This is a genomic window from Ruegeria sp. AD91A (assembly GCF_003443535.1).
Taxonomy (GTDB): Bacteria; Pseudomonadota; Alphaproteobacteria; order Rhodobacterales; family Rhodobacteraceae; genus Ruegeria.
Map to the genome: position 1 here is coordinate 559043 of NZ_CP031947.1, position 20715 is coordinate 579757.

At 55.0% G+C, this 20715-nt stretch carries 18 protein-coding genes; 8 read left to right on the top strand and 10 right to left on the bottom strand.

The genetic code is table 11. The features are described from left to right. Window positions 1-99: 99 nt before the first annotated feature. The 3 genes from D1823_RS20935 to D1823_RS20945 all read right to left on the bottom strand — a co-directional run bounded on the left by D1823_RS20935 (window position 100) and on the right by D1823_RS20945 (window position 4357). The gene (locus D1823_RS20935; protein WP_117873709.1) at window positions 100-801 is read right to left on the bottom strand and encodes a response regulator transcription factor; all 702 of its coding nucleotides are present in this window, start codon (window positions 799-801) and stop codon (window positions 100-102) included. Beyond that, a complete protein-coding gene (locus D1823_RS20940) occupies window positions 801-2696 on the bottom strand; it encodes a PAS-domain containing protein (RefSeq protein WP_117873711.1) in 1896 nt (631 codons plus the stop codon). Before D1823_RS20940 ends, D1823_RS20935 begins: the two co-directional genes overlap by 1 nt. A 128-nt stretch (window positions 2697-2824) precedes the next feature. Further along, window positions 2825-4357, bottom strand: a complete 1533-nt coding sequence (locus D1823_RS20945) for an alkaline phosphatase family protein (protein ID WP_117873713.1) — start codon at window positions 4355-4357, stop codon at window positions 2825-2827. A 261-nt stretch (window positions 4358-4618) separates the two neighbouring features. Between D1823_RS20945 and D1823_RS20950 the strand changes: the two genes are divergently transcribed. From D1823_RS20950 to D1823_RS20965, 4 genes are read left to right on the top strand one after another with little or no spacing between them, the layout of a single operon-like run. Then, a complete protein-coding gene (locus D1823_RS20950; protein WP_117874086.1) occupies window positions 4619-5743 on the top strand; it encodes an MlaE family lipid ABC transporter permease subunit in 1125 nt (374 codons plus the stop codon). Between the two features lies 1 nt (window position 5744). After that, window positions 5745-6560: an ABC transporter ATP-binding protein gene (locus D1823_RS20955; RefSeq protein ID WP_117873715.1), complete on the top strand. Its 816-nt coding sequence runs from the start codon at window positions 5745-5747 to the stop codon at window positions 6558-6560. A 5-nt stretch (window positions 6561-6565) separates the two neighbouring features. After that, entirely contained in the window at window positions 6566-7882 is a 1317-nt protein-coding gene (locus D1823_RS20960) for an MlaD family protein (protein WP_117873717.1), read from the top strand. After that, window positions 7879-8535 (top strand): ABC-type transport auxiliary lipoprotein family protein, encoded by a 657-nt coding sequence (locus D1823_RS20965; RefSeq protein ID WP_117873719.1) that lies wholly within the window; start codon window positions 7879-7881, stop codon window positions 8533-8535. The genes D1823_RS20960 and D1823_RS20965 overlap by 4 nt, the downstream gene beginning before the upstream one ends. An 86-nt stretch (window positions 8536-8621) precedes the next feature. On the opposite strand, the gene D1823_RS20970 is transcribed toward D1823_RS20965, so the two are convergent. After that, on the bottom strand, window positions 8622-10202 hold the full coding sequence (locus D1823_RS20970) for an FMN-binding glutamate synthase family protein (RefSeq protein ID WP_117873721.1): 1581 nt from the start codon (window positions 10200-10202) through the stop codon (window positions 8622-8624). Window positions 10203-10451: 249 nt separating this feature from the next. On the opposite strand from D1823_RS20970, the gene D1823_RS20975 reads away from it, so the two are divergent. Together D1823_RS20975 and crcB are read left to right on the top strand one after the other, a co-directional pair. After that, window positions 10452-10820: a CrcB family protein gene (locus tag D1823_RS20975; protein ID WP_117873723.1), complete on the top strand. Its 369-nt coding sequence runs from the start codon at window positions 10452-10454 to the stop codon at window positions 10818-10820. Then, on the top strand, window positions 10817-11179 hold the full coding sequence (gene crcB, locus D1823_RS20980; RefSeq protein WP_117873725.1) for a fluoride efflux transporter CrcB: 363 nt from the start codon (window positions 10817-10819) through the stop codon (window positions 11177-11179). Before D1823_RS20975 ends, crcB begins: the two co-directional genes overlap by 4 nt. On the opposite strand, the gene D1823_RS20985 is transcribed toward crcB, so the two are convergent. Genes D1823_RS20985 through D1823_RS21010 form a run of 6 tightly spaced genes read right to left on the bottom strand, consistent with a single transcriptional unit; the run spans window position 11176 to window position 17708 of the window. Continuing rightward, on the bottom strand, window positions 11176-12699 hold the full coding sequence (locus tag D1823_RS20985; protein WP_117873727.1) for a DHA2 family efflux MFS transporter permease subunit: 1524 nt from the start codon (window positions 12697-12699) through the stop codon (window positions 11176-11178). The two genes, crcB and D1823_RS20985, sit on opposite strands and share 4 nt — an antisense overlap. Further along, window positions 12696-13679, bottom strand: coding sequence for an HlyD family secretion protein (locus tag D1823_RS20990; RefSeq protein ID WP_117873729.1), 984 nt, complete (start codon window positions 13677-13679; stop codon window positions 12696-12698). Before D1823_RS20990 ends, D1823_RS20985 begins: the two co-directional genes overlap by 4 nt. Before the next feature lie 34 nt (window positions 13680-13713). After that, on the bottom strand, window positions 13714-14040 hold the full coding sequence (locus D1823_RS20995; protein ID WP_254683856.1) for a cytochrome o ubiquinol/quinol oxidase subunit IV: 327 nt from the start codon (window positions 14038-14040) through the stop codon (window positions 13714-13716). After that, window positions 14033-14665, bottom strand: a complete 633-nt coding sequence (locus D1823_RS21000) for a cytochrome c oxidase subunit 3 (RefSeq protein ID WP_117873731.1) — start codon at window positions 14663-14665, stop codon at window positions 14033-14035. Before D1823_RS21000 ends, D1823_RS20995 begins: the two co-directional genes overlap by 8 nt. After that, the gene (locus D1823_RS21005) at window positions 14662-16752 is read right to left on the bottom strand and encodes a cbb3-type cytochrome c oxidase subunit I (protein ID WP_117873733.1); all 2091 of its coding nucleotides are present in this window, start codon (window positions 16750-16752) and stop codon (window positions 14662-14664) included. Before D1823_RS21005 ends, D1823_RS21000 begins: the two co-directional genes overlap by 4 nt. Beyond that, a complete protein-coding gene (locus D1823_RS21010) occupies window positions 16749-17708 on the bottom strand; it encodes a cytochrome ubiquinol oxidase subunit II (RefSeq protein ID WP_254683857.1) in 960 nt (319 codons plus the stop codon). Before D1823_RS21010 ends, D1823_RS21005 begins: the two co-directional genes overlap by 4 nt. 187 nt (window positions 17709-17895) lie before the next feature. On the opposite strand from D1823_RS21010, the gene D1823_RS21015 reads away from it, so the two are divergent. Continuing rightward, the gene (locus D1823_RS21015; protein ID WP_117874093.1) at window positions 17896-19131 is read left to right on the top strand and encodes a lytic murein transglycosylase; all 1236 of its coding nucleotides are present in this window, start codon (window positions 17896-17898) and stop codon (window positions 19129-19131) included. A 661-nt stretch (window positions 19132-19792) separates the two neighbouring features. Continuing rightward, on the top strand, window positions 19793-20686 hold the full coding sequence (locus tag D1823_RS21025; protein ID WP_117873737.1) for a UTP--glucose-1-phosphate uridylyltransferase: 894 nt from the start codon (window positions 19793-19795) through the stop codon (window positions 20684-20686). Window positions 20687-20715 lie beyond the last annotated feature (29 nt).

The window sequence follows — 20715 nt, forward strand, 5'->3', positions numbered from 1 at the left end:
TATCAAGTTGTCAGCAGCTTCAGCATTGAGTGCTCGAAGAGACCAAACAGATATGGAAAACAACTCATCTGACCAAGTTTCGGCCGATTGGATCAGCGCCTACTTCCAACCAACGTCACCCAAGAATATATACCCTGCTCCATAGATCGTCTTGATCAACCGCGGGTTCTTGGGATCCTCTCCCAGCTTGGTACGCAACCTGGAAATCCGAACATCCATCGCCCTGTCAAAACTGTCTCCGGCTGCACCGCCCAGGGACTCTTGCATTTGCCCCCTGCTGATCAGCCGCTTGGGGCTTTCCAGAAACAGACGCAGGACTTCCCCCTCAGCATGGCTGAACGGTGTTTCGTCACCTGATTCATTTTCAAGAACGTATCGGTCAAAATGTGCGGTCCAGCCGTTGAATTCTGCCGTATCCGAATGTGAGGTCTGAGTGCGGGGTGTTCTTAATCTTGCCCTGATCCGCGCCACGACTTCCGCAGGGTCAAACGGTTTTGTAATATAGTCGTCTGCACCAAGCTCCAATCCTGTAACACGATCCTGCACCTGCGCACGCCCCGAAATAATGATCACGGCCGCACCTTGTTCCAGCGCCAGACGATGAACCAACGCCAGCCCATCCGTGTCCGGCAAGGACAGGTCGACCAGACAGACATCAGGCGTCACACGATTGAGCGCAGCCTCGAACTCTCGCGCGCGGGAAAAACTCTGCGTTCGGAAACCGGCATCCTCCAGAGCGTCCGTCAGGATGCGTCGGATTTCGGGTTCGTCGTCGAGGATGGTAACCAGCGGTTGCGTCATCAGGCGGCCTCGGTTTGGATCAGGGCCGACAATTGAGCCTGCGAAAACGGTTTACGCAACACCGGGCCCAACGCAAGGCCGCGCCGGTACAACGGGTCCGAACTGGGCAGCGATGTCATAAGGATACATGGCAATCCCGGCTTCACCTGTCGCAATATGTCCAGACCGGTACCACTTCCTTCCAGACGTATGTCAGATAGAACAAGAGAAATGTCTTCAACGCTGTTTATCAGCGCCAGCGCCTCATCTACCGAATTGGCCTCGATGACGGCGAAGCCCAGCTCTACCAGCATATCCCGAAACTGACCCCGCAGATCTTCACTGTCTTCAACCAGAAGTACCAAACCGTTCTGCACGGGCGGAGCAGGTCGAAATGGAAGCCGCAAAACAACGGACGCGCCTGATGGCGTGTTTTTGAGATGCAAATCGCCACCGGCGAGCTTCACAGTGTCATACACCATGGGGAGACCCAGCCCCGACCCGTCGCTTCCCTTGGTGGTAAAGAATGGATTCAACGCCTTTTCCAGCGCCTCTGGTGTAAAGCCCGGGCCAGTGTCTGATACGGTGACTTCAATCCAAATTTCTCCGATAGTATGCGCGCTGATTGTAATCTGGCCCGAACTGCCGCAGGCGTCCCGCGCATTCAGCACCAGATTCAGCAATGCATCCTGTACCATTCCCGGGTCCAGCATCAAAGCCCGGTCCGGTAAAGTGTTGACCACTGACAAACCGACGCCGCGCGGTAAAGAAGGCGAGGCCAAAATTCTCAGGTCTTCCAACAGTGCCCTCATATCCGTGGCCTGAGGCTGTGGTGTACGGTTCCCGGTCATGTCCGCGATCCGGTTCAGCAATTGCCCACCCCGACGCGCGGTTTGCTGAGTCGCGGCAACAAGCTCGTGCGCCTCATCCGACAGGTCCATTTTGTTCAGTTTGGACTGCATCCCAAGGATGATCGTCAGCAAATTGGAGAAGTCGTGTGCCAACCCACTGGTCATTTGGGCGGCCATCGCCCGTCGGCGTGTTTGCTGCAAGACAACGCGCGCCTGCGTTTCTTCGGTGATGTCAACCGACATCACATACACGCCTCCGGCGTCATCCGGAGTGAATGAAACCCGGATGCGGCGGGAATCCTGATTCTCGTTGAACTCGAATACGGAGGTTTCTCCGTCATATGCTTTTGCCAGATGCGTTTCGACCCTCTGAAACGCGGCGGCACCAAGCGCTTCAGATATGTGAAGCCCCAAAATTTCGGACGGACGTCCGGGCAAGACAGCGCTCAAACGGCGGTTGGAGTAATCATATCGACCAGTGCTATCCAAATGCGCGATATGAGCCGGCATCATTTCAGTCATCATGCGTGTGCGGGCTTCGATCTCGGTCAGCTCGCGTTTGGCCTCTTCCAATGCCGTGATCGTGGCCGCAAGCTTTCGGTTGGTTGCAGACAGTTCTTCGGCGTGGCCGAGCAATTGTTCCGACAATTCTTCCGATCGCGCCCGCAGCAGGTTTTCTGCACGCCGGGTGCCGGTTATGTCGGTGTAGACCGCAACCCATCCGCCCTGCGGCAGTGGCGCGCCTTCAATCGAGATAACTTGCCCGTTGGGTCGTACTCGTTCCATATAATGAGGCTCAAACGCCAAAGCCTGCTCTACACGCAGGTTGACCATTTCCTCCACGCTTTCTTCGTCACCGTATTCCCCACGGCTGGCGAGAAAATGGATGGTATCCCGAAACAAGGCTCCGCGTTCGACCAGTTCATCCGGCAGGTCGAACATTTCCTTGAACCGACGATTGCTCAACACCAGTTTCAGCTTACTGTCATAGATCGAAAGCGCCTGACCGATGAGGTTCAGCCCGGCAGTCGTCATCGCCTTTATGCGCTGTTCGGTGATGTCCAAGTTGGTCCTCTCCACAACCCATGGGTACCATCAGAATTCATGCGCCGGTAGTGGAATTGATGAACGACAAAATGTCCAAAGCAATTTGCCTTATCCAACAGAAAAGAGGACAAAAGCGTGCAGTGATCCTAATACCTGGAACGGGACTTCGCGCCTTCGGAGGTGATGGAGTGCAACGACAAGGTATGATCCATGTTTCGCATCCGGTGGCGCAGCATCTGTCTGCCCAATCGGGCAAGATCAGCCGAAAACTCGGGGTTTTCCGCAAGATTTTCGAATTCTCCCCGGCCCTGATGATCAAACAGGATCGGCGGGAGGTCAGCTGCAAATTCGATTAACGTGAATCGTTCGTCCCGCAATATTCCCAGACATGAATCGCTGTTGCCCGTTCCCAACCGCTGTTGCCATAGGGTCGGTTCTTCGGGTTCGGAGAAATCCAGCTCGCTGTAGGAATAGCTGCGCCAGTCATCGGGGACGTCGCCATGCAATAAGGGCAGCAAAGATCGGCCATCCATGGCGTTTGGGGCAGTCTGCCCAATCCAATCAAGGATTGTCGGCGTCACATCAACGGATTCGGTAGGAACGGTGACTTTTGCGCCGGCCCTTGCCTCGTTCCCCGGCACGCGGATCATAAGCGGAGTGTGATAGGCCGCGTCGTACACAGTCATTTTGCCCCAGCTGTACCTATCGCCCAGCATTTCGCCATGATCAGCCGTTATGACCAACATGGTATCGTCGTATTGCCCACTGTCCTTGAGATACTGAACAACGCGCCCGATATGGTGATCGACCTCGGTCGCCAATCCCAGATAAACAGCTCGCAAAGTGCGAACGTTTTCATCCGTTGGCTCAACATCATCGAAGCCATGAACAAACTTATTTGCGGTATAAGAATCCAGCTTTGGCCCAAAAAATGGGTGAAGCGCCTTTTCAGCGGTTTCACTCGGCAAGCGCTGCGGCAGCGGGATATCCGCCGGATCGTACATGTCGTTATACGGAGCAGGTGCGACCAAAGGTGGATGCGGACGGATGTAAGTCAGATGAGCAAACCACCCCTGGCCACGATAAGGTGCAATCCCGTCCAGAAACGCATCGGTAAGGAAGGCCGTGTCGCTGTGTTCAGCCCGATACATGGCCGGGTCGTTCAACTTGGGAACCTGACCTTCCGGAGAGACAGGCTTGTAGACATCCCAATATGTCTCGAACGTGTAGCCATTTTTCATCAAATATGATTGCCAGGGATGTGACTCTTCTAGGCGCATTTCGACAACTTCAAGGAACCCGTTCATCGATTGCTCATAAGATTTGAGCACGGGATCGTTGGGATCATGGACTCGGGGGTCGGCAGACGTATCTGTGTACCCGAACAGCATCGGCATATAACCCGCCTTTCGCATTTCCGTAGCAATGTTCGGAGTGTCATGACGCAGCGGCGTACCATTTCGCACGGAACGATGGTTCATCGCGTATTGGCCGGTCAAAATCGATGCTCGGGATGGTCCACAGGGATTGGTGACAGAGAAATGGCGCGTAAAGGTCACAGCCTCATCCATGAAGGCCCGCAGGTTCGGTAGTTTTACGTTATCGGCCAGAGCGCCGCTCAGGCAATCTGCCCTCAATTGGTCGATGATGATGAACAGAACGTTCTTGGCGTGATGCATAACGACTTCTCCGAAATTCGCACCCTGGGTTCCGCTGCGGAATGTGTCCCGCTTCCGATCTTCGCGCAACCGATTAGTCGAACAGTCCTGCGTTTTCTCTTCCAGTCTGATTTGACCCGAGAAAAACAACGCTCCCATTTCAAGTTTCGAGTGTTCCTACTCACGACCCGGCGTGACGCCAAGGCCATCCTTCGCGGCAAAAACCAGACCAAATGGCACAAAGTCATTGCGGGCATTGAGTGTTTTACTTCACATGGCACCATGACGCAGCCAACGATAACATCAGAGCGCGACGCCAGCGGCAATCAAGTGCGCATTTCTGGTGAGTTGGTCACCCAATCCCTGCAAACTGTGGAGCGTGATTTTGCTGCAGTCCAACCTTTCGGGGGCAAGGTTGTTTTTGATCTGTCCGGCGTCGAAGCACTGGATACGGGCGGAGCCTGGCTGGTTGCAGACCTTGGCCGGAGGTTCACGTCAAACGGTGCCACACTGGAGTTTCACGGTGTGAAACCCGCACATGCGGCGCTGATAGACACTGTAACCCGCAGTATCCCGGACAAACCCGGAAAGCTCGAGGAACCTCGTGGATTTCTGGACTGGGTCGCTCATGTGGGTCAGGGCACATTCGGAGCCTGGAAGGATACTCTGTCGATCCTCGAATTTCTGGGCCTTACCTTGCACCGCTTGTTTCGGTCCCTGGTCATGCCGTGGCGCCTGCGAAAAGCGGCATTGGTGACGCATATGCAGGAAACTGGGGTCAAAGCCCTTCCCATCGTGGCCCTGATGGGTTTTCTGATCGGTGTCGTGCTGGCCTTTCAGGGTGCGACACAGCTGAAACAGTTCGGGGCAGAAATCTTTGTGGTCGAATTGATTTCGATCTCTATTCTGCGAGAGCTGGGAATTTTGCTGACCGCCATTATCGTTGCCGGCCGCTCGGGTTCCGCATTTACGGCCTCGATTGGTTCGATGAAAGTACAGGAAGAGATTGACGCCATGCGGACGCTGGGTCTTGACCCGATCGAGGTTCTGGTCGTTCCACGTGTTTTGGCGTTGTTGATAATGCTGCCCATTCTTGGCTTTGTCGCAGATGTTGCCGGCCTGTTCGGCGGGGCCCTTATGAGCTGGATCGATCTGGGCGTAAGCCCGGGCATGTTTGTCACTCGTTTGAAAGAAAACACCGATGTCTGGCAACTTGCAGTTGGTTTGATCAAGGCACCGTTCTTTGCATTGGTCATCGGGGTTATAGCCTGCTGGCAGGCCATGCAGGTAAAAGGGTCTGCCCAGAGTGTCGGGCAGCGTACGACAGCTTCGGTCGTGCAATCCATTTTCATGGTGATTGCAATCGACGCATTGTTTTCGATTTTCTTTTCAGAAATCGGAATCTGACATGAACGATGGCATCCAACACAAGGCCGCACACACCACAGCGCAGCGTGACGCCGTGATCCGTGTTCGCGGTCTCAGGAACCAATTCGGAACACAGGTGGTTCATGACGACCTGAACCTTGATGTCTGGCGTGGCGAGGTTCTTGGTATTGTTGGTGGGTCCGGAACCGGAAAATCCGTTTTACTTCGTACAATTGTGGGTCTGAACAAACCTGCGGCGGGCAGTATAGAAGTGCTGGGCGTCGATGTCCTGAACGGCCCCGAAGAAGATCGCCGCAGGATAGAACGGCACTGGGGCGTAGCCTTTCAGGATGGTGCGCTGTTTTCATCGCTGACCGTATTGCAAAACGTGATGGCCCCACTGCGAGAACACACGGGCATTAGTGAAAAGCTGATGGAATCGCTGGGCGCGTTGAAGATCAGCCTCGTGGGTCTACCCCAGCTGAGTTGCGGCAAGTTTCCATCGGAACTGTCGGGCGGAATGCGAAAGCGCGCCGCGCTGGCACGGGCACTGGCGCTCGATCCCGAGATCGTTTTTCTGGATGAACCGACTGCCGGGTTGGACCCGATTGGCGCGGCTGCATATGATGAACTGATCGGCGAATTGCAGCAGGCACTTGGGTTGACGGTTTTCATGGTCACTCACGATCTGGACAGCCTTTACGCCATCTGCGACCGCATTGCAGTGCTTGCAGAAAAACGCGTGCTGGTTGAAGGTCCGATTGAGGACATGACCAAAGTGGACCATCCTTGGGTGCAGGAATATTTCACAGGCCCCCGAGCCCGCGCGGCGCAACAGAAGGGTCAGGACAGGTAAAGGCGATGGAAACCAAAGCAAATTACATCCTGATCGGCGCGTTCACCCTTGCGGGGCTGTTGGGCGTTTTCGGCTTTTTCCTGTGGTTGGCGAAATTCGAAGTGACCCGGCAATACGCTTATTACGACGTATTATTCGATAACGTCTCAGGGCTTTCGGCGGCGGGTGGGGTAAATTTCAATGGCCTTCCTGTTGGGCAGGTGCTCTCTTTGAACCTGGACAAGGACGATCCGTCCAAGGTTCGGGTGCGTATAGAAGTGGATGCAGATATTCCGATCACCGAAGAAACGATCGCCCAGCTTCAATCGTTGGGCGTAACCGGCGTAGGTTACATCGAACTTACCGGCGGGTCACCGACCGCCAAAAGATTGCCGCAGGACGGCGTGATCAAAAGCAAGCGCAGCACCATCCAGTCTTTGTTTGAAGGCGCACCGAAGGTGCTGGACGAGGCCGTTACACTTCTGGAAAACCTGAACAAGGTCGTTGACGACAAGAACCGGCAAGCCGTGAGCGGCATTCTGGATAACCTTGCCTCTGCAACCAGCCGGCTGGACAAGACTTTGACAAGCTTTGACTCCGTGGCCAGCGACATAGGCAGCGCAGCCCGAGATATTGGAGAGTTTTCAAAACGTCTGGACCCTCTGATCGAAACGGCCGAGACGACCCTCAAGACCGGCACGGAGACGCTCAATTCAGTTAAGTCCGCGTCCGAGTCAGCCAAGACCGCGCTGGACGAAGCGAAAACGACGATCGAGACAGCAGACCGCATCCTGCAGCAAGACATTCAACCTTTCATCGAGCGCGGATCGCAACTGGCCGAACGGTTGACCGTCTTGTCGGATGAGGGCAGCGTCACACTTGGAATTGTGAATGAAACCGTGTTGAACGCCAACACGACACTTGGTTCGATAACAACTGCAATGGACACAGCCAAAGGCGCGCTGTCTTCGGCAGAAACAGCCTTTGAATCAGCCAATCGCGTCATGGAAGAAGATGTGGCACCCGTTGCGGAAGATATCCGAAAGGCAGCCAACCAGGTAACCGAAACAGTCTCGAACATCACAGATAAGATCGATCAAATTTCGGACGATGTCCTGAGCGCATCGAATTCTGCGTCAGAGCTGCTGGGAACAATTGACGGCATCGTTCAGACCAACCGCCGCCAGGTTTCGGATTTCCTGCGGGTTGGTCTGCCGCAATTTATCCGCTTCGTCGAAGAATCCCAACGTCTTGTGATCAGCCTCGACCGTCTGGTGGACAAGGTCGAACGTGATCCTGCGCGGTTTCTGCTGGGCACCCAAGCATCGGAGTTCCGTCAATGATCAAGCCTGCAATTGCAATACTGACGTTTGCATTGGTCGGTGGATGTGCCGGATTGGGCACTTTGAAACAAGCCGCGAAACCTAACGATCTGTATCTGTTGACACCCAAAAGCACGTTTTCGTCGGCGCTGCCGCGAATACAGAAACAGATCGTTGTTGAAGAACCAACAGCAACCGCCGCTGTGAACACGGATCAGATCGCCATTCAGCCCACCCCGTTTCAGGTTCAGTATTTGCCACGGGCGCGTTGGGTGGATCGCGCGCCTCTGATCGTTCAGACGCTGTTGATCGAGAGCTTTGAGAACTCTGGCAAAGTCGCTGCCGTTGGCCGGTCAACGGTTGGATTGCGCGCTGATTATGTGATCGCACCGGACCTGCGCGAGTTTCAGGGCATTGTTGTCGCGGACCCCGAGAACGGAGACAAAATCCGTATCGAAGTACGCATGAACATAAAGGTCATTGATGAATACGACGACAAGATCATCGCTTCGAATTCGTTTCAGGAAAATGTCGTTGCCGCAAGCGACCAGACATCAGATCTGATCAAGGCGTTTGATTTAGCCCTGGGGCGCGCGATGCGGGATGCCGTTGAATGGAGCATTCGCAGGATCAACACGCATGTGGCCAACAATCCCAGATCGAACCCCAGTTAAGCTAAGCCACATGTCAAAACGGTGCGCGCGGGCGCAGTTCGCCCACACATGTTCTGGGTAAACGGTTTTTTGTTCCGGATCCCGCCTCAGAAAAGAGATGCCGAAGCGCGTTTCCAATCCGCCGCGAATTCCTCGGGAACAACATCCGCCAGCAACGCACCATCCTCCAAATAGGTGTAAAGTTCGCCATAGGTGCGCTCATGCTCGTCCGCCGTACGACGTAGAATGTCGCGTGGATGCAGTTCGGACACTTTTTCCTTCCCCATCGCACCCAAGAGTTCACGGAAGCTTTCCAGTGTAGCGTCGTGATACCGGTGAACGCGCTGCCGCTTTTGCGGGATGTTCACCGCGCGCCCCCGAACTGTGTCCTGGGTGGCGACCCCTGACGGGCAACGGTTCGTGTTACAATGCAAGGCCTGAATGCAGCCAACCGCAAACATCATCGCCCGCGCGGCGTTGCACATATCCGCACCAAGCGCGAATTTCTCGACTATGTCGTATCCGGTCGCCACTTTGCCCGCACAAATGATCCGGATCTTGTCACGCAGCCCAACGCCACGCAGGCAATTGTTTGCGAAAATCAGCGCCTCGTTCAGGGGCATGCCCAGACGGTTGGTGAACTCGACTGGGGCCGCGCCCGTACCCCCTTCTGATCCATCAATAGTGATGAAGTCCGGCAGTATACCTGTCTCGAGCATTGCCTTGCAAATCGACATGAACTCGGACGGGTTGCCAATACACAATTTGAAGCCGACTGGTTTGCCACCAGACATTTCGCGCAGATGTTGAACAAAGTGCATCAACCCCGAGGGCCCTTCAAATGCACTGTGTGTTGGAGGGGAAATCACATCCTGATGCTCGGGCACCCCACGGATTTCGGCAATCTCAGCATCGACCTTGGCAGCCGGCAGAACTCCACCATGCGCTGGCTTGGCACCTTGGGACAATTTGATCTCAATCGCCTTGACCACATCCTTTGTGGCCTTGTCGGCGAACTTGTCCTTGTCAAATCCGCCTTCAGGCGTACGGCATCCAAAATAGCCCGTCCCAATCTGCCAGATGATGTCGCCGCCTTCGGCCAAATGGTGAGGAGACAATCCGCCTTCACCGGTGTTGTGGGCGAACCCTCCGTCCTTTGCCCCGCCATTCAGCGCGCGGATGGCGTTGGCGCTCAGCGCACCGAAACTCATGGCCGAAACATTGAGGCGCGAGGCACTGTAAGGTTGTGTGCATTGCGGTCCCCCCAGCATCACGCGGAGTTCACTTTCGTCTACGTGTTTGGGCGCAAGTGAGTGATTTGCGCGGTGATAACCAACCTCGTTAATGTCGTACTGGGTCCCGAAGGCCTGCGTGTCCATCTGGCCCTTTGCGCGGGAATAAACTAGCCCCCGAACGATCCGGTTGAAAGGTCGACCGCTTTCATTGGTTTCAACGAAATACTGTCGAATTTCCGGACTGACAAATTCCAGCATATAACGGAAATGCCCCAGAACCGGGTAGTTGTTCAGCACATTGTGTTTGGTTGTCAAAATGTCATAAAGACCAATGACCGCGTAGGGCACCAAAAGGACCAAAAGCCAGTGAGCAGGGGGCCAGAAAAAACCCAAAAGCAACACAAGTGGCAGGCAGACATAGCTCAGAAAATAGTAGATCCTGCGTACAATCATGTTCCTGGCTCCTCGTATTTCCGACCGGCCGTTGCGCGTTCCAACAGCACTCAACGTGAAACAGATTGATTTTTAATTGCAAGCTTTTGAGAGAATTTATCCGCTCAAAGACGAAAACGTGAAAACGTGTTACGGCCGCTCAACGGTTGAACAGGGTGTCGCCAGTGGATATGCCACACATACCAAAAGACGACAGGCACACACTTGACAAAAACGCATTCCCAACCCCAGCGCGACCGAAAGAGTCTTATGTTTCTCGCTGTCTTTGCCGGAGGGGCGCTGGGATCGTTGTTGCGCGAAGTATTCGCACTGGAAATCCCCGGCCTCAGTTTCCTCACGTCGACTTTCGGCATCAACGTGACGGCCTGTTTTGTCTTAGGATGGCTGTATTCAATACGTCACAAGGTGCACGCTCATGTGCTGCAATTGGGCGCAGTCGGGTTTTGTGGTGGGTTATCCACCTTTTCATCTTTTGTAGCTGATCTGGAACGTATTGCCGAAGGTGATCTGTGGGCCGTCCCTGTTGCCGTCGGGTTGGAAATCGCTTTCGGCATTGGCGCTGCGCTGGTCGGAGAAAAGCTGGGCAACCATTTTCATTCCGAAAGGTCACCGTCATGAATGATCTCTATCTTCATGCGATGTTCGCACTGGGAGGAGGCCTGGGGGCGGTCCTACGTCATTGGCTGGCTTTGAAAGTGCGGCACGATTTGCCCTTTTCAACGCTGATCGTGAATGTAGTAGGCAGCCTGCTGCTTGGGCTCTGGATCGGCTATCTGGGCGGCCCTGTCGACATCCCCGAGGACCAAAGACGGCTGGTATTTGGTTTTTGCGGCGGGTTTACCACGTTCTCCAGCTTTGCCTACCAATCTCTTGAACTTCGGCGCGAGCGCACTCTGGTTCTGGCAGCTGGCAATATCCTGATCAGCCTGGCGCTGTGCTGGTTCGCCTTGTGGCTTGGGCTGACCTTGACGCGCTAATGCACATGAGCGGCAACATGTGACCCGAGCTTCGGAGCGCGACAAAAGAAAAGCAATGGAATTGTCGCCAAGGCAAGCAGACCCAGATTGTTGAATACGGTCAAATAGGAAATCATCTCGGCCTGCTTCATGATTTCCTGGCCCAGAATGGCAGCACCTTCAGCGCTGTCTGGCGCAAGGCCAAGCGGGCTCAGATACGCCTGGGCCGCGGGGTTGTAGGGCGTCACATTCTGGCTGAGCACCGCCGTATTGGTCTGCAACCCGCGTACAACCCAGGTGCCGACCAGCGAGATGCCAACCGACGATCCCAATTGCCTTGTCACATTGAACAGACCAGATGCTTCGTCCTGCCGGCCTTTACTGATGCTCTCGAAAGCCAGTATCGACATCGGCACGAACACAAGACCCATCCCGAGGCCGCTGATGGCCCCCGGCCACGCGAGCTCCCAAAAACCGGCATTGAGGTTGATGGCCCCCATCATGAAATTCCCGATCGCCGTCAGCAACAGACCGATGCCCGCCAGCAGGCGCGGATCAAAGCGGTTTACCAGAACTGCGCCGGTCAGAACCATGGACAGCCCTGCGGTCAGGCCACGCGGAATGAACAGATGGCCCGACGCGATTACAGGGAAATCCAGCAGGCTTTGAACAAGCGTCGGCAAAATCGCGATGCCCCCGAACAGAGACACGGCAAAACCCGCGATGATCAGATTGCAAAGGGCAAAGTTTCGATCTGCGAACAGACGCAGGTCCACAACCGAATTGCGAGAGGTCAACGCGTGAAAAATGAATCCAAACGCCCCGAGAATTGCTGCGATCACGGCCACTTGGATGACGCGGGACGACATCCAGTCCAGTGTCTCGCCTTGATCCAGAACGAATTGAAGGCACCCGATTCCAACAGCCAGCAGAGCAAGGCCTTTCCAATCGATCTGGACCTCCTCGGTTTTGTCTTCCGGCAATTCTCCGGCCAGCAGAAGCAGTGCAAGGGCCGCCACGGGAAGATTGACGAAGAAGACCATCCGCCAGGAAAAATATTCGGTCAGGATTGCACCGACCGTTGGCCCCAGAACCGGCGCCACCACGACGCCCAGACCGAAGATGGCCATTGCCTGTCCGCGCTTTTCCCGCGGGAAGGCATCAAACAGAATGGATTGTGACAAAGGGATCAGGAAAGCGCCGAACATGCCCTGAGCCAGCCGAAAGGCAACAATGACCTCAAGGCTCCACGACATGCCGCACATCATCGACATGACGGCAAAACCAGTCACCGCCGTCAGGATCAACCGTCGTCGGCCCACGCGTCGGGCGACGAACCCTGTCAACGGCATGATGACCACCGCGGAAACGATATAGCTGGTCAGAATCCATGTCGCCTGATCGGTCGTCGCCCCAAATGCGGCCTGGATATGCGGCAACGCCACATTGACAATCGTACTGTCTAGGACTTCCAGAATGGCGCTGAGAACAACGGCGATCACGATCACCATGTTCACATGGCCGGACGCCGCAGGGGTCATTTGCCGTCCACCGGACCTGTTGTATCTACGACAACTTTGCTGCTGCCTCCGACACGCAAGGGCGCATCGGTCGGGTCAAGCTCGATCCGAACCGGAAATCGCCGGGTGACCTTGACCCAATTCCCGCTCGCGTTTTCCGAGGGCAACAAGGAAAACGTGTCCCCGGACCCTCGCCCGATTGACGCCACCTTACCTGTAAGCGTCGTCCCAGGGAGCATATCGACACGTATCGTGACCGGCTGCCCCGGACGAATGCGCGCCAATGCGGTTTCTTTGAAGTTCGCGTCCACCCACCAATCGGACGATTCAACAATCGAAAATTGCGGAGCGTTGGCGGACACCGAGGATCCGGGGCGAAGGGTCAGATTGGCGATCCACCCGTCGGCCGCGGCATGGACCTTGGTCCAGGCAAGGTTGGTTTCCGCGATTTCAAGCTGTGCCCGCGCAGACAGGATATCATCCTGTTTTGCCTGCAACCCGCTTTTCAATGCCAACAGGCTGGACTGGCTGGTCGTCAACCTTGCAGAGGCTTGCGCGAATTCCGATGCCGTCTGATCAAGCGATGCCTGTGCGACATCGCCTGATGCAAACAATGCCTTCGCACGTTCAAAACTCTTCAATGCAGTATCGTAGGCCGATTGGGCGCTGTCCACCGAAGCCTCAGCCGCAGCAATCTGTGTGGAATAGGATTTGGCCTGTTGTATCGCACTATCCAGATTGGCTTTGGCTGCATCCACCGAAGCCTTGAATTGAGTGTCGTCGATCGTGAAAAGCAGATCGCCGTTTTTCACGGGCTGGTTTTCGATCACATGTACATCTGCCACCTGCCCGGTCACCTGCGCAGCGACATAGATGATGTTCGCGCCCAGATATGCATCCTTAGTGGACGGGTACCGCTCTTCGTGCCTCCAGAACAGAACAAGACCGACTGCAATTGCTGCAAGTATCAAAGCCACGGCTGCGATTTTGAGTGGCTTCATTTTCGTATCCCTCTCTGCACACGACCCATGAGCATCACATCACATGCATGTGCATTCTTATTGCCAGATTTCCCAACACCCAGACCGTTCCAAGGATCATGATCAACAAAACCATGGTTGAAAACAGGACCAGGTGCAGGTCTTCCCGGCTGCTGCGCCGACGATCGATGTGCAGGAAATAAACAAGCTGCAGAACAAGTTGGGCCAGACCTAGCAATCCAATGGTCAGGTAAACACCGGTTGTTTCGATCCCAAACAGGTAGGCTGCGCCAAACATTGCCACCGTCAGCAAAAGCGAACCACCGTATCCGATCACATAGCGCCGACGCTCGCGACGGTGCATTTCAGAGCGCTTATCCATAGGTCAGACCTCCGAAATAAACGATGGTGATGATCCCGATCCAGATCAGGTCGAGAAAATGCCAGAACAGTGCCAACCGCACCACGCGGGAGATAACAACATCCGTCATCCCTTTCACGTGCAGTTGGATACCCAGAACGATCAGCCACAAGCATCCTGCGGCGACGTGCACACCATGCAGAGGAACGAGCCCAAAGAAGGCCGACAAGAAACCGCTGCGCTGCGGAATGCCTCCTTTTTCCGCCATGGCCATGAAATCACGCACCTCAAGCACCAGGAAACTGATCCCCAGTAAAAGCGTGACGCCAAACCACAAAACAATGCGACCGCGCGGCAGATTATATTTCAGCGCCAGCATGGCAAGGCCAACCGTCAGGCTGCTCGTCAACAGGATAAGCGTCTGCGCAAAGACGCTTTTGAGATCAAACAGCTCGTGCGGGCCGGGGCCACCGGCCTGCGCATCGATCATCGTGATGTAAGTCGCAAACATCAGGCCGAAATAGACCAGGTCACTCATCAAAAAGACCCAGAACCCGAAGGTGACAACCTCGGTCGCCTTATGAGCACTCGCGTGGCGTTCCCCCAGATTGATCCCTGGGTAGCTGTGGGTGGGCGCACGCTTCATGTGATCACCTCCAGATCGGGGCGGGCGAGGCCGCGATTCTCCGGAGACGTCTCGAAATCGCGATCCACCGCTTTTTCGCCGTGAACCCGTGCAAGCCAGGCTTCGTGATCCTTGCGCACTTCTTCCGCTGGTATGGTCAGCTCGGTGCTGTCATCGAACGTCCAGACGATCACCACCAAGATCATCAGAACCGTCATCAATGCTGCCAACCACCAGATCCACCAGACCAGCGCGAACATCCAGACGCCGCTCAGAACACACAGGACAAAGCCAATGCCTGTATTGCGCGGCAATTCGATATCTTCATAAGCGTCAGGCGTTGGGTAGGCTGCACCCTTGTCCTTTGCTGCCGCAAAATCATCCCGATCCGTAACGGTTGGAATGATCGCAAAGTTGTACGGAGGCGGCGGTGACGGGATTGACCATTCCAACGTGCGCCCATCCCATGGGTCCCCAACTGGAACGCGGGTCTTTTCGCGGTCGCGGATGCTGACCCAAAGTTGGATCAGAACCGAGAACAACGCGCAGGTAATCACCAGCGCCCCAACGATCGCCACTATCATGAAAGGATGGAAGGATGGGTCATCGTAACTGAAAGAACGGCGCGGCATCCCCATTAGTCCGACGAAATAGAGCGGCATGAAGGTCAGCAAAAAACCTACGGTCCAGAGGGCAACCGTGACGCGGCCCCAGAACTCGTTCAGACGAAAGCCAAACGCCTTGGGGAACCAGTAGTTATAGGCTGCCAAAAGACCAAACAGCACCCCCGGCAACAGTACGTTGTGGAAGTGGGCCACCAGAAACAGCGTATTGTGCACCTGATAATCCACGGTCGGATTGGCTAGGATCACCCCGCTCAGGCCTCCAATCACGAACAACATCAAAAATGCCAAGCCATACAACATCGGCACCGAGAACCGGATGCGCCCCCGCCATAGAGTCGCCATCCAGTCATAGACTTTTACACCGGTCGGAATGGCGATCAGCATCGTTGCGATACCAAATACAGCGTTGATCAGGGCGCTCTGCCCCATGGTGAAAAAATGGTGCAGCCAGACCGTAAACGACAGAACCGCTATCGACATCGTGGCGATGACAAGCGAATTGTAGCCGTAGAGCCGCTTGGCCGAAAAGGTCGCAAAAACCTCGGAGTAGATACCGTAAGCAGGCAGAACCAGCAGGTAGACTTCGGGGTGTCCGAACAGCCAGAACAGATTGGCATAATTCATCATGTTGCCGCCGAGGTCGTTGGTGAAAAAGTGGAAATCCAGATAGCGATCAGCGGCCAACAACAGCGCCGCAACGCCCAAGGGCGGCATGGCAAAGACGATCAGGATCGAACTGCATATGATGGTCCAGCAATACATCGGCAGCCGCATGAAAGTCATTCCCGGCGCGCGCATCTTGTAGATCGTAACAGCGAAATTGATCCCGGTGAGCGTTGTGCCAACACCCGAAACAACGATCGCCCAAATCCAGTAGTCCGGCCCAACGCCCGGATTGAAGGCTGCACCGGTATACGGCGGGTAGGCCGTCCAGCCACCGGTCGAGAACCGACCCACCACCAGCGAAACCATAAGCATCATGCCAGAGGACACTGTCAGGCCCAGGCTGATCTGGTTCAACCGAGGAAACGCCACGTCCCTCGCGCCGATCATCAGCGGAACTACGTAGTTCGCGATGCCAAAGACAAAGGGCACCGCGACAAAGAAAATCATGATCGTGCCATGGGTACTGAACAACTCGGCGAAGTGTTCAGCCTCCAGGAAGCCATCGCCTGGTCCGGCGGCTTGCTGCGCGCGCATGACGACGCCCTCCAACACGCCACGCGCCAACATCACGATGGCGAAGACGACATACATGATCCCAATCTTCTTGTGATCGACACTGGTCAGCCAATCGCGCCAAAGGGGCGTCCACAACCGAAACCAGCTGAGCAGGCCGACCACGACGACAACACCAACCAAGACGATTGCGGCAGCGGCGTTGGCAACGATCTCATTTGCGTTCGGGTTCTGGATCAACCCTGTGACCGGAAGCGCATCCCAGTTGAGGCGGCCAAAGAACCCTGTACCCGGTGAAGTCATTTCTGCGCCTCCAGCCCGAATGACGCCGTTCCCGGCTGTTGATCGACCAGAACTGCTTCGCCCCCGTGATAACGGTGCAGAATGCTGTGAAACAAATCCTCTTCCATTGTGAAGTACAACGCATCCTTCGGCATCTTTGCAGTGCCCAGCACAGCCTGAACCTCATCCCTGTCTGTCCGCATCGCAAGCGTCTGATAAGTTGCAGGGTTTAGTTGGATACCATTGTCACGAACTTTTTGGACCCATGCTTCGAACTCATCATTGGGCATCGCTACGGTGCGAAATTTCTGTTTGGTAAAGCCCCGCCCGTTGTACTGCGTGTTCTCGCCCTGCATGACTTCGGGCGCGTCTGCGACCAGATGCAGTTGGGTGGTCATGCCCGGCATCGCGTAAATCTGGCCAGCCAGTGCCGGGATCATGAAAGACTGCATCACGGTATCGGTGGTCAGTGTCATCGCCACCTGTCGTTTGGTGGGAATCCCAAATTCGCCCACACTGGCGATGCCAAGATCGGGGTAGATGAACAGCCACTTCCAATCCAGTCCGACAACCTGCACACGCAAGGCCGGATCTTCACCAAAAGCCGTCGAGTACGGATCAAGCCGATGGGTGGCCTTCCAAAGGTAGAACGAAAGCAGTGCCACAATCAAAACAGGCACGCCCCACATGAGGAATTCCAACTTTGCCGAAAAATCCCATTCCGGACGATAAGCTGCACTGCTGTTTTTTCGCCGGCGATATCGGAGTGCGATCAGCGGCACCAATACCAGAACAGGGACAACGGCCACCATGATCAATGCGGTCGCCCGCAGCAGATGCGTTTTCTGGATGGCGGCAATGGGCCCTTGCGGATCCATGAAACTGTCGCTGGCCGCCACCGTTTGCGACATCGACACCAACAGGATCACGGCCACCATGAGCAGAGGGATTGGGTTGGGCATATTGACTTGTGCCATAACAGACTGCCCTTTCCTCAAACAATTTCCATTCGACTATCGGCAAGTGTGTGAATTTTCTCAAGAGTTTTTCCAAACCACAAATTGTCCGGGTCAGTCCCCAATTCAATTTCGGGTGTAACGGGTCCAGGGATGCGCGGTATGTTCCCGTTGACTTGCATTCCCAGCCGGGACAGACAAAACAATGATGCGTATTCTGTTTTTCTCTTTGGGATTAATCCTCCTTTGTCAGCCCACGCTGGCACAGGATCGTGCGGCGATCGAACGCCAGTTTCAGTTGTGGTTGCTGGAAACCATTTGGCCCCAGGCAGAGGCCAAGGGTGTGACACGCGAGACAATGCAAGCAGCCCTCTCTGGCGTGACCCTTGAGTGGAACTTGCCGGATCTGGTGCCGCCGGGAAGCGCACGCAAAACTCCCAAGGTCCAGAATCAGGCCGAGTTTGGCTCACCCGGTCGCTATTTCAATCCGGGGTCGGTACAAGGCGCAACATCGGCAGGACGGAAAATGGCACGGCGCCATGCCGCAACTCTGGCGGCGGTCGAAGCCGAAACCGGCGTTCCTGCCCGCATTGTTCTGGCGATCTGGGGAAGAGAGAGCGGATACGGACAGGTTCCGATCCGGCATGATGCTTTCAGGGTACTGTCGACCAAGGCTTTCATGAGTACCCGTGCAGACTATTTCACCGCTGAGCTTGTTGCTGCCCTGCAAATCGCGGAAGCAGGGCACCAGCCCGCGCGGCAAATGAAAAGCAGTTGGGCTGGCGCTTTGGGCCAGCCTCAATTCATGCCGTCCAACTACTTGTCGTATGCTGCTGACGGCAACGGTGATGGTGCGGCTGATATTTGGGGGTCACCTGAAGATACGATAGCTTCAATCGGAAACTACCTCATGAAACACGGCTGGGTTTCTGTACGGGACTGGGGATTCGAGGTTTTCGTGCCCAATAATGTCTCATGCGCTTTAGAAGGCCCCGATCAAGGGCGACCTATTCAGGAATGGGTGGAGATGGGGATACGTCGCGTCTCGGGCAAACCCTTTCCAGCCCATGAGCTACGTGGTGACGGGTATTTGATGATGCCCGCTGGACGACATGGTCCGGCTTTTCTTGTTACGCCAAACTTCTACGTTCTCAAGGAATACAACAAAAGCGACCTGTATGCCTTGTTTGTCGGCCATATTGGCGACCGTATTCAATACGGTATGGGCGATTTCAGTGACTCCTGGGGGAAGGTCGGCGGGCTGTACAGATCCGATATCGCCAAAATGCAGGAGGCGCTGGAAAAACAAGGGCATGATGTCGGAGGGGTTGATGGGCTACCGGGTTACAAAACACGTCGTTCGATAGGTCGATGGCAAGAGAACCTGGGGGCCGCACCGACCTGTTTTCCGGACGCGCCGATGAAAACAAGCTTGGCCCCGTGAGGCAAACCAGAGTGATCAGTAGACTCTGCCACCCTGCCCGTTCATTGATCCTTTGCGCCTAGAACAGGCGCTTTCAGAACCTATCGTCGAAATCAGGCGCCAATTGTTGCCCATTCGAAAACAGCGCGTGAGGGGCAAGTTAAAAACTTAGGTGAGTTGCGAAGGGCAGCTAGCAGCCCTTTCGCAAAGGAAAACCCTCGGTCCGTAAAAAACCATTGGCACGGTTTGTCCTTCAGACCATTGATACCCGAATGCGGACAGTATGCGCGGCTTTAAGAGAACTGCGTCTTCCAAGTGGGAAAACCGCATAAAAAATAGCATGATACGTGGAACCGCAACACAGTCGGATCGTTCCTAAGAAAGTGATACTCTGAAGGATACTGCAATCAGATCAATGCAATTGAGTTTTCGTGATGGACTGACCATGATTTGCCTCCCTCTACAGGAGGTAAACAGCCAACTATCCAAGCACCTGATGCGCAAGTATTGTATGCATATCGCATCCGACCAGGCTTTTGACTCCTCCTTGGCAAGGTGGCACGATTTGACTGATTACATGCCTGATCCATCAGGCATCATTGATTGACAGGGTATTGCAGCCTATGAGGACACTCCGGACATTTCCTGCTCTTCTGGCAAAACTTATATATTGAGAGGCACCATGACACGCAAAGTCACCAAAGCGGTTTTTCCAGTAGCGGGCATGGGGACGCGTTTTTTGCCAGCGACCAAATCCGTACCGAAAGAGATTATGACGCTGGTGGATCGTCCGCTGGTGCAGTACGCAATTGACGAAGCCCGCGCCGCCGGGATCAAGGAATTTATTTTTGTGACATCACGCGGAAAATCCGCGCTTGAAGATTACTTCGACCACAACCTGGTTCTGGAGCAAGAACTGAAAGCCAAAGGCAAGAACAAGCTTCTGGAAATCCTGAACAAGACAAATATGGAAAGCGGGGCGATCGCTTATATCCGCCAGCACAAAGCACTGGGACTGGGACACGCCGTCTGGTGTGCCCGGCGGCTGATCGGCGATGAACCTTTTGCCGTGATGCTGCCTGACGATGTCATCGCCGCCGACAAGCCTTGTTTGCAACAAATGATCGAGGCATACGAAGACACTGGTGGCAACATGGTCGCGGCGATGGAAGTTCCGAAGGAAAAGACTAGTTCCTATGGCGTACTCGATGTTGGCGACAATATCGGATCCGTCGTCCCCACCAGAGGCATGATTGAAAAGCCCGAACCATCGGAAGCACCTTCCAATCTGGCGGTCATCGGCCGTTACGTGCTTCGGCCTTCCGTTTTGAACAACCTCAACGCAAAAAAAACGGGAAGTGGCGGTGAAATCCAGCTGACCGATGCCATCGCCCAGGACATTGCCGCCGGCGTTCCTGCCTTCGGTTACAAATTCGACGGTCAGCGTTTTGATTGCGGTTCAAAATCAGGCTTTCTGCAAGCCACCGTTGCCTTTGCTCTTGCCCGCGAAGACCTGCGTGATGATCTGAGCCAATATCTTAACGACATTGTCGCCACTGGGAAAGCTGCTCAGTAGCCATGGGTGGTTTTACTTGACTAAAAACA

What these genes read in the sequence shown, in the direction of transcription:
- D1823_RS20935 (WP_117873709.1), bottom strand. Translation starts at nt 801, where the DNA reads ATGACGCAACCGCTGGTTACCATCCTCGACGACGAACCCGAAATCCGA.
- D1823_RS20945 (WP_117873713.1), bottom strand. Translation starts at nt 4,357, where the DNA reads ATGCATCACGCCAAGAACGTTCTGTTCATCATCATCGACCAATTGAGG.
- D1823_RS20950 (WP_117874086.1), top strand. Translation starts at nt 4,619, where the DNA reads ATGACGCAGCCAACGATAACATCAGAGCGCGACGCCAGCGGCAATCAA.
- D1823_RS20955 (WP_117873715.1), top strand. Translation starts at nt 5,745, where the DNA reads ATGAACGATGGCATCCAACACAAGGCCGCACACACCACAGCGCAGCGT.
- D1823_RS20960 (WP_117873717.1), top strand. Translation starts at nt 6,566, where the DNA reads ATGGAAACCAAAGCAAATTACATCCTGATCGGCGCGTTCACCCTTGCG.
- D1823_RS20965 (WP_117873719.1), top strand. Translation starts at nt 7,879, where the DNA reads ATGATCAAGCCTGCAATTGCAATACTGACGTTTGCATTGGTCGGTGGA.
- D1823_RS20970 (WP_117873721.1), bottom strand. Translation starts at nt 10,202, where the DNA reads ATGATTGTACGCAGGATCTACTATTTTCTGAGCTATGTCTGCCTGCCA.
- D1823_RS20975 (WP_117873723.1), top strand. Translation starts at nt 10,452, where the DNA reads ATGTTTCTCGCTGTCTTTGCCGGAGGGGCGCTGGGATCGTTGTTGCGC.
- crcB (WP_117873725.1), top strand. Translation starts at nt 10,817, where the DNA reads ATGAATGATCTCTATCTTCATGCGATGTTCGCACTGGGAGGAGGCCTG.
- D1823_RS20985 (WP_117873727.1), bottom strand. Translation starts at nt 12,699, where the DNA reads ATGACCCCTGCGGCGTCCGGCCATGTGAACATGGTGATCGTGATCGCC.
- D1823_RS20990 (WP_117873729.1), bottom strand. Translation starts at nt 13,679, where the DNA reads ATGAAGCCACTCAAAATCGCAGCCGTGGCTTTGATACTTGCAGCAATT.
- D1823_RS20995 (WP_254683856.1), bottom strand. Translation starts at nt 14,040, where the DNA reads ATGGATAAGCGCTCTGAAATGCACCGTCGCGAGCGTCGGCGCTATGTG.
- D1823_RS21000 (WP_117873731.1), bottom strand. Translation starts at nt 14,665, where the DNA reads ATGAAGCGTGCGCCCACCCACAGCTACCCAGGGATCAATCTGGGGGAA.
- D1823_RS21005 (WP_117873733.1), bottom strand. Translation starts at nt 16,752, where the DNA reads ATGACTTCACCGGGTACAGGGTTCTTTGGCCGCCTCAACTGGGATGCG.
- D1823_RS21010 (WP_254683857.1), bottom strand. Translation starts at nt 17,708, where the DNA reads ATGGCACAAGTCAATATGCCCAACCCAATCCCTCTGCTCATGGTGGCC.
- D1823_RS21015 (WP_117874093.1), top strand. Translation starts at nt 17,896, where the DNA reads ATGCGTATTCTGTTTTTCTCTTTGGGATTAATCCTCCTTTGTCAGCCC.
- D1823_RS21025 (WP_117873737.1), top strand. Translation starts at nt 19,793, where the DNA reads ATGACACGCAAAGTCACCAAAGCGGTTTTTCCAGTAGCGGGCATGGGG.